This is a genomic window from Streptomyces sp. URMC 126 (assembly GCF_051386555.1).
Lineage (GTDB): Bacteria > Actinomycetota > Actinomycetes > Streptomycetales > Streptomycetaceae > Streptomyces.
The window spans coordinates 1-5836 of sequence record NZ_JBPQTX010000392.1 but is presented as its reverse complement, the minus strand read 5'-3'; the positions used below and the strand labels follow the sequence as shown (position 1 = coordinate 5836).

The following is a 5836-nucleotide window of genomic DNA, read 5'->3' as shown; positions in this document are numbered from 1 at the left end:
CCCCCGTCCCCCTCGGTACGCCCCTCGTCGAGGCCCGCGCGCTGCGGGTGCGGCTGGGTGGGCGGGTGGTCGTGGACGGCGTCGACCTGTCCGTCGGTGCCGGAGAGGTGGTCGCGCTCGTCGGGCCCAACGGCGCCGGGAAGTCGACCCTGCTCGGGGCGCTGGCGCACGACCTGCCGGCCGACGGCGGCGAGGTGCGGGTCGACGGGCGGCCGGCCGGCGGCTGGACGGCCCGGGAACTGGCCCTGCGGCGCGCCGTGCTGCCGCAGTCGGCGGAGCTGTCGTTCCCGTTCACCGTCGAGGAGGTGGTGCGGATGGGCCGCGCGCCCTGGGCCGGGACCCCGGCGGCGGACGAGGACGACGAGGCCGTGCGGGAGGCCATGGACCTGACCGAAGTGGCCGGATTCGCCCCCCGCCCGTTCACCGCTCTCTCCGGTGGCGAACGGGCCCGGGTCGCGCTGGCGCGGGTGCTGGCGCAGCGCGCCCGGCTGTTGCTGCTCGACGAACCGACGGCCGCGCTGGACCTGCGCCACCAGGAACTGGTGCTCCGGGTCTGCCGTCGGCGGGCGGCGGCCGGTGACGCGGTGGTGGTCGTTCTGCACGACTTGGGGCTGGCCGGGGCGTACGCGGACCGGGTGGTGGTGCTGCACGCCGGGCGGACGGCGGCGGACGGGCCGCCCGGCGAGGTCTTCGATCCGGCCCTGCTCGGCCGGGTGTACGCGCACCCGGTCGAGGTGATCCGGCACCCGGTCAGCGGCGACCCCCTGGTGACTCCGGTGCGGGAGGGCCGGACGGGCCGAGGCGACTCGCGAGGGACGGACCGCCCGGCCGAGCTGGTCCGCGTGGAGCGGACTCGTCAAACAGAAGTTCCCGACCGATCACCGCCCGGCCGTAACAGGGATGACGCGACGGGCTGAAGTGATCAAGCAGACGGATGGGGCAAGATTTTGCCGCATGAGAGCAGGATCACGTGCACTTTGGGGAACGACTCAGGCAAGGCTCAGATAAGTTAGGTCGGCCTTATTAAAGGTGCTTTTTCAGCCACATCGGCTCCCTTTGTGACGGAGATGTGATGAAAGAGCAGGTATTCCGCCTTCCGAGCACGCCTGGAGCCCCTATGCGAGCCCTTCGCTCCTCCGCTGTCACCGTCGTCGCCGCGGCGGCGGCCCTGGCCGTCGTGTCCGGCTGCGCAGAGAAGTCGGACGCCGGCGATTCCGACGCGATACAGGTGACCGCCTCCGACGACAGCTGCGAGGTCTCGAAGACCTCGTTCCCCGCCGGCGACGTGAAGATCAACGTCAAGAACAAGGGCTCCAAGGTCACCGAGGTGTACGTCTACGCCGCGGACGACCGGATCGTCACCGAGCGGGAGAACATCGGCCCGGGCACCAAGGCCGAGATCACCGCGACGATCAAGAAGGCCGGTTCTTATGAAATCGCCTGCAAGCCGGGGATGAAGGGCGACGGAATCCGTCAGAAGATCACCGTCACCGGCGGCGACGGCAAGGAGAAGAAGACCGACCCGGCGCTCGACAAGGCCGTCGCGGAGTACCGCAAGTACGTCCAGGAGCAGGCCGACGCGACCATTCCGCTCGCGCGGAAGTTCGCCGATGCCGTCAAGGCGGGTGACCTCGACGCGGCGAAGAAGGCGTACGCCCCGTCCCGCCTCGGCTGGGAGCGGACCGAGCCCGTCGCCGAGTCCTTCGGTGACATCGACCCCAAGGTCGACGTCCGCGAGGACGGCCTGGAGAAGGACCAGAAGTGGACCGGCTGGCACAAGCTGGAGAAGTCGCTCTGGGACGACAAGAAGATCACTGACGAGGACAAGGCCCTCGCCGACCGGCTGATGAAGGACCTCGTCGACTGGCAGAAGCGGGTCGGCAAGGCCGACATCACCGCCACCAGCATGGCGAACGGCGCCAAGGAGCTCCTCGACGAGGTGGCCACCGGCAAGGTCACCGGCGAGGAGGAGCGCTACAGCCACACCGACCTGGACGACTTCCAGGCCAACGTGGAGGGCGCCGAGAAGTCCTACGAGCTGCTGAAGTCCGTCGCGGCGAAGAACGACGCCGCGCTGGTCAAGGAGCTCGACAAGCAGTTCGGCGACCTGAAGAAGCTGCTGGGCGACTACCGCGACGGCGACTCGTTCAAGGCGTACGACACCGTCGGCAAGGACGACCGCAAGAAGCTGTCGGACGCCGTCAACGCCCTCGCCGAGCCGCTGTCCAAGCTCGCCGGCGCGGTCGCGAAGTAACCGGGGGCGGACGATGACCGACGCGCTCGACACCACGGCCGACCGCGACCGCCCCGAGGAGCCGGCGGGCGGCCCGGCGGGCGATCCGACGGGCACCCAGGCCGACGGAACGGACGCCGGGACCGCCCGGCGCAAGCCCTCCCGCCGCACCCTCCTCGGCTGGGGCGGCGCCGGGCTGGCGTTCGGCGCCGCCGCGGCCGGCGGCACGGCCGCGGCCCTGCGTCTCGACGACGACACCGCGTCCGCCGCCGCCGAGGGCGGAGCCGTACCCTTCTTCGGCGCCCACCAGGCCGGCATCGCCACGCCCGTCCAGGACCGGCTGCACTTCGCCGCCTTCGACGTCCGCACGGACGACCGCGAGCAGTTGATCAAGCTGCTCAAGGAGTGGACGGCCGCCGCCGCCCGGATGACCGCGGGCCACGAGGTCGGCGAAGGCGCCATCAGCGAGAACGACGAGCTGCCGCCGGACGACACCGGCGAGGCCCTCGGTCTCAAGCCGTCCCGGCTGACGCTCACGTTCGGCGTCGGGCCCACCCTGTTCGAGAAGGACGGCAAGGACCGCTTCGGCCTCAAGGGCCGCCGCCCCAAGGCCCTGATCGACCTGCCCGTCTTCCCCGGCGACAACCTCGACCCGGCCCGCAGCGGCGGCGACCTCTGCGTCCAGGCCTGCGCGGACGACCCGCAGGTCGCGGTGCACGCGATCCGCAACCTGGCCCGCATCGGCATGGGCCGGGTGGCGATCCGCTGGTCGCAGCTCGGCTTCGGCAAGACGTCCTCGACGACGCCGGACGCCATGACGCCGCGCAACATGATGGGCTTCAAGGACGGCACCCGGAACATCGCGGGCACCGAGACCGACCGGCTCGACAAGTTCGTGTGGGTCGGCGAGAAGGACGGCCCGGAGTGGATGACCGGCGGGTCGTACCTCGTCGCCCGGCGCATCCGCATGCACATCGAGACCTGGGACCGGACCTCGCTGAAGGAGCAGGAGGACGTCTTCGGCCGCGACAAGGCCGAGGGCGCGCCGCTGGGCAAGCGCAAGGAGCGCGAGGAGCCCAACCTGCGGGTGATGAAGCCGGACGCGCACGTCCGCCTCGCCCACCCCGACAGCAACGGCGGGGCGACGATCCTGCGCCGCGGCTACTCCTTCACGGACGGCACCGACGGCCTGGGCCGGCTCGACGCCGGGCTGTTCTTCATCGCCTACCAGCGCGACGTCCGGGACGGCTTCGTGCCGATCCAGACCCGGCTGTCGCGTTCGGACGCGCTCAACGAGTACATCCAGCACGTGGGTTCGGCGGTCTTCGCCGTACCGCCGGGCGTCCGCGACAAGGACGACTGGTGGGGCAGGGCCCTGTTCGCCTGACGGCCCCCGTACACAGAGGAGGAGCCGCGTGTTCGGCAACTACCTGATCGGCCTGCGCGAGGGCCTGGAGGCCAGCCTGGTCGTCTGCATCCTCGTCGCCTACCTGGTCAAGAGCGGGCGCAAGGACGCCCTGCGGCCGGTCTGGCTCGGCATCGCCGCCGCCGTGCTGCTGAGCATGGGCTTCGGGGCCGTGCTCCAGTACGGGTCGCGGACCATGACGTTCGAGGCGCAGGAGATGCTGGGCGGCTCGCTGTCCGTCATCGCCGTGGGCCTGGTGACGTGGATGGTCTTCTGGATGCGGCGCACCGCGCGGCACCTGAAGAGGGAGCTGCACGGCAAGCTGGACGCGGCGCTGGCGATGGGCACCACCGCGCTGGTGGTGACGGCGTTCCTGGCCGTGGGCCGGGAGGGCCTGGAGACCGCGCTGTTCATCTGGACGGCGGTGCAGGCCACCGACGACGGGGTACGGCCGCTCGTCGGGGCGCTGCTCGGGCTGCTGACCGCGGTGGTGCTGGGCTGGCTGTTCTACCGGGGCGCCCTGAGGATCAACCTGGCGAAGTTCTTCACCTGGACCGGCGCCATGCTGATCGTGGTGGCGGCGGGCGTCCTCGCGTACGGCTTCCACGACCTCCAGGAGGCCGACGTCCTGCCGGGGCTGAACGCCAAGGCGTTCGACGTCAGCGAGCAGGTGCCGGTCGACAGCTGGTACGGCACGCTGCTGAAGGGCGTCTTCAACTTCCAGCCGGACCCGACGAAACTGCAGGTGTGGGTGTGGGTGCTGTATCTGGTTCCCACCCTGGTGCTGTTCTTCCGGCCCAGCGGCCCCGGTAGGGTGGCGCCGTCCCGAGCAGCCACCGCGGGTGGCGCGGCAGTCACCGAGGAGGCCAAGGCCGATGCGACGTCGGACGCGCCCGCGTCTCCTGCCGTGGCCGGCGCCGTCCCGGGCGTTCCGCCCGCCGCTGCCGGCGCTCCTGCCGGTGCTGGTGACGGCGCTGCTGACGACCGGGTGCGTGACGGTGCACGGCGAGCGGGAGATCGTCCCGGCGGTGGACAAGGCTGAGGCCGCCAGGGTCCTCGCCGACTTCACCGCCGGCTACACCAAGGCGTACCGCGCCCTCGACCCGGCCCTCGTGGACCGGGTCGAGACCGGCGCCCTCGCCGAGATCGGCCGCGCCGACGTGACGGCGCAGCGCAAGCTGCTGCCCAAGGGCAACCCGCGCTACCCGGCGCTGGAGCTGCGCGACGCCCGGTTCGCCATCCCCAAGTCGGCCGGCTGGCCCAAGTTCTTCGTCGCCGACACCCTCAGCAACCGGGACGCCAACCGGTGGCTGGTGGTGTTCACCCGCGACGGCGCGAAGGAGCCGTGGAAGGCCGCCTATCTGACGCTGCACGCGCCGGGCACGGTACCGGCGTTCGAGACGGACGCGGACGGGCGGGCCGAGGCGGTCCCCGTACGGGCCGGGCGGCCGTCCGGGCTGGCGCTGGACCCCGCCGCGGTCGCGGGCGCGTACACCGGCTTCCTGCGCACCGGCGAGGGCGACGTCTTCGCCCCCGACCTCGCCACCACCCAGCTGCGCGCCGACCGCGCCAAGATCGCGCGGACGCCGACGTTCTGGACCGACTGGATCGACACTCCCGAGGAGGCGCCGGGGTACCCGCCGCTCGCCCTGCGCACGACCGACGGCGGGGCCGTCGTCTTCTTCACCGCCCACCACCGCGAGAAGCGGACCATGGCCAAGGGCGTCCGCCCCGCCGTCACCGACCAGCGGACGAAGTCCCTGCTGACCGGGCGGCTGACGACGGCGATCACGTTCACGCGGGTGTCGGAGTCGGCGGTGCGGGTGCCGACGAAGGGGACGGCGGGGGGACGGGTGAGGTTCCTGAACCGGATCGAGTCGTTGATCGCGGCTAAGGGTGAGTAGAGCCGGCGGGGGGCGGCGACCCGTAGGGGGCTTCCCGTAGGTGAGCTCCCGTAGGGGACTTCCCGTAGGTGAGCTCCCGTAGAGGACCTCCCGTAGGTGAGCTCCCGTAGGGGGCCTCCCTTAGGTGACCTCACCTAGAGACCCATAGCCGGCCACACCCCGTAGGCGACGACCCGTACGCGGCCCGCAGAAGTCCCGTAAACGACCCGTAGGCGCCCCGTACACAACGGCCGTGGACGACCCCGTACACCACCCCGTAGGCGACCCGTAGACCACCCACCGCCCACCACCCAC

General features: G+C 71.6%; 5 protein-coding genes. All 5 read left to right on the top strand.

The window, feature by feature from the left end; translation table 11 throughout:
• A partial coding sequence (locus ACSNOK_RS29895) for a heme ABC transporter ATP-binding protein (RefSeq protein WP_436783931.1) occupies positions 1-917 on the top strand: 917 nt, incomplete at its 5' end.
• A 200-nt stretch (positions 918-1117) separates the two neighbouring features.
• On the top strand, positions 1118-2254 hold the full coding sequence (efeO, locus tag ACSNOK_RS29890; protein ID WP_436783930.1) for an iron uptake system protein EfeO: 1137 nt from the start codon (positions 1118-1120) through the stop codon (positions 2252-2254).
• A 13-nt stretch (positions 2255-2267) separates the two neighbouring features.
• Positions 2268-3620 carry an iron uptake transporter deferrochelatase/peroxidase subunit gene (efeB, locus tag ACSNOK_RS29885; protein WP_436783929.1) on the top strand — a complete coding sequence of 451 codons (1353 nt, stop codon included), beginning with the start codon at positions 2268-2270 and terminating at the stop codon, positions 3618-3620.
• Between the two features lie 28 nt (positions 3621-3648).
• The gene (gene efeU, locus ACSNOK_RS29880; RefSeq protein ID WP_436783928.1) at positions 3649-4680 is read left to right on the top strand and encodes an iron uptake transporter permease EfeU; all 1032 of its coding nucleotides are present in this window, start codon (positions 3649-3651) and stop codon (positions 4678-4680) included.
• Complete coding sequence (locus tag ACSNOK_RS29875; RefSeq protein WP_436783927.1) at positions 4631-5542, top strand: hypothetical protein; 912 nt, start codon at positions 4631-4633, stop codon at positions 5540-5542. The genes efeU and ACSNOK_RS29875 overlap by 50 nt, the downstream gene beginning before the upstream one ends.
• Positions 5543-5836: the final 294 nt, after the last annotated feature.

What these genes read in the sequence shown, in the direction of transcription:
- efeB (WP_436783929.1), top strand. Translation starts at nt 2,268, where the DNA reads ATGACCGACGCGCTCGACACCACGGCCGACCGCGACCGCCCCGAGGAG.
- efeO (WP_436783930.1), top strand. Translation starts at nt 1,118, where the DNA reads ATGCGAGCCCTTCGCTCCTCCGCTGTCACCGTCGTCGCCGCGGCGGCG.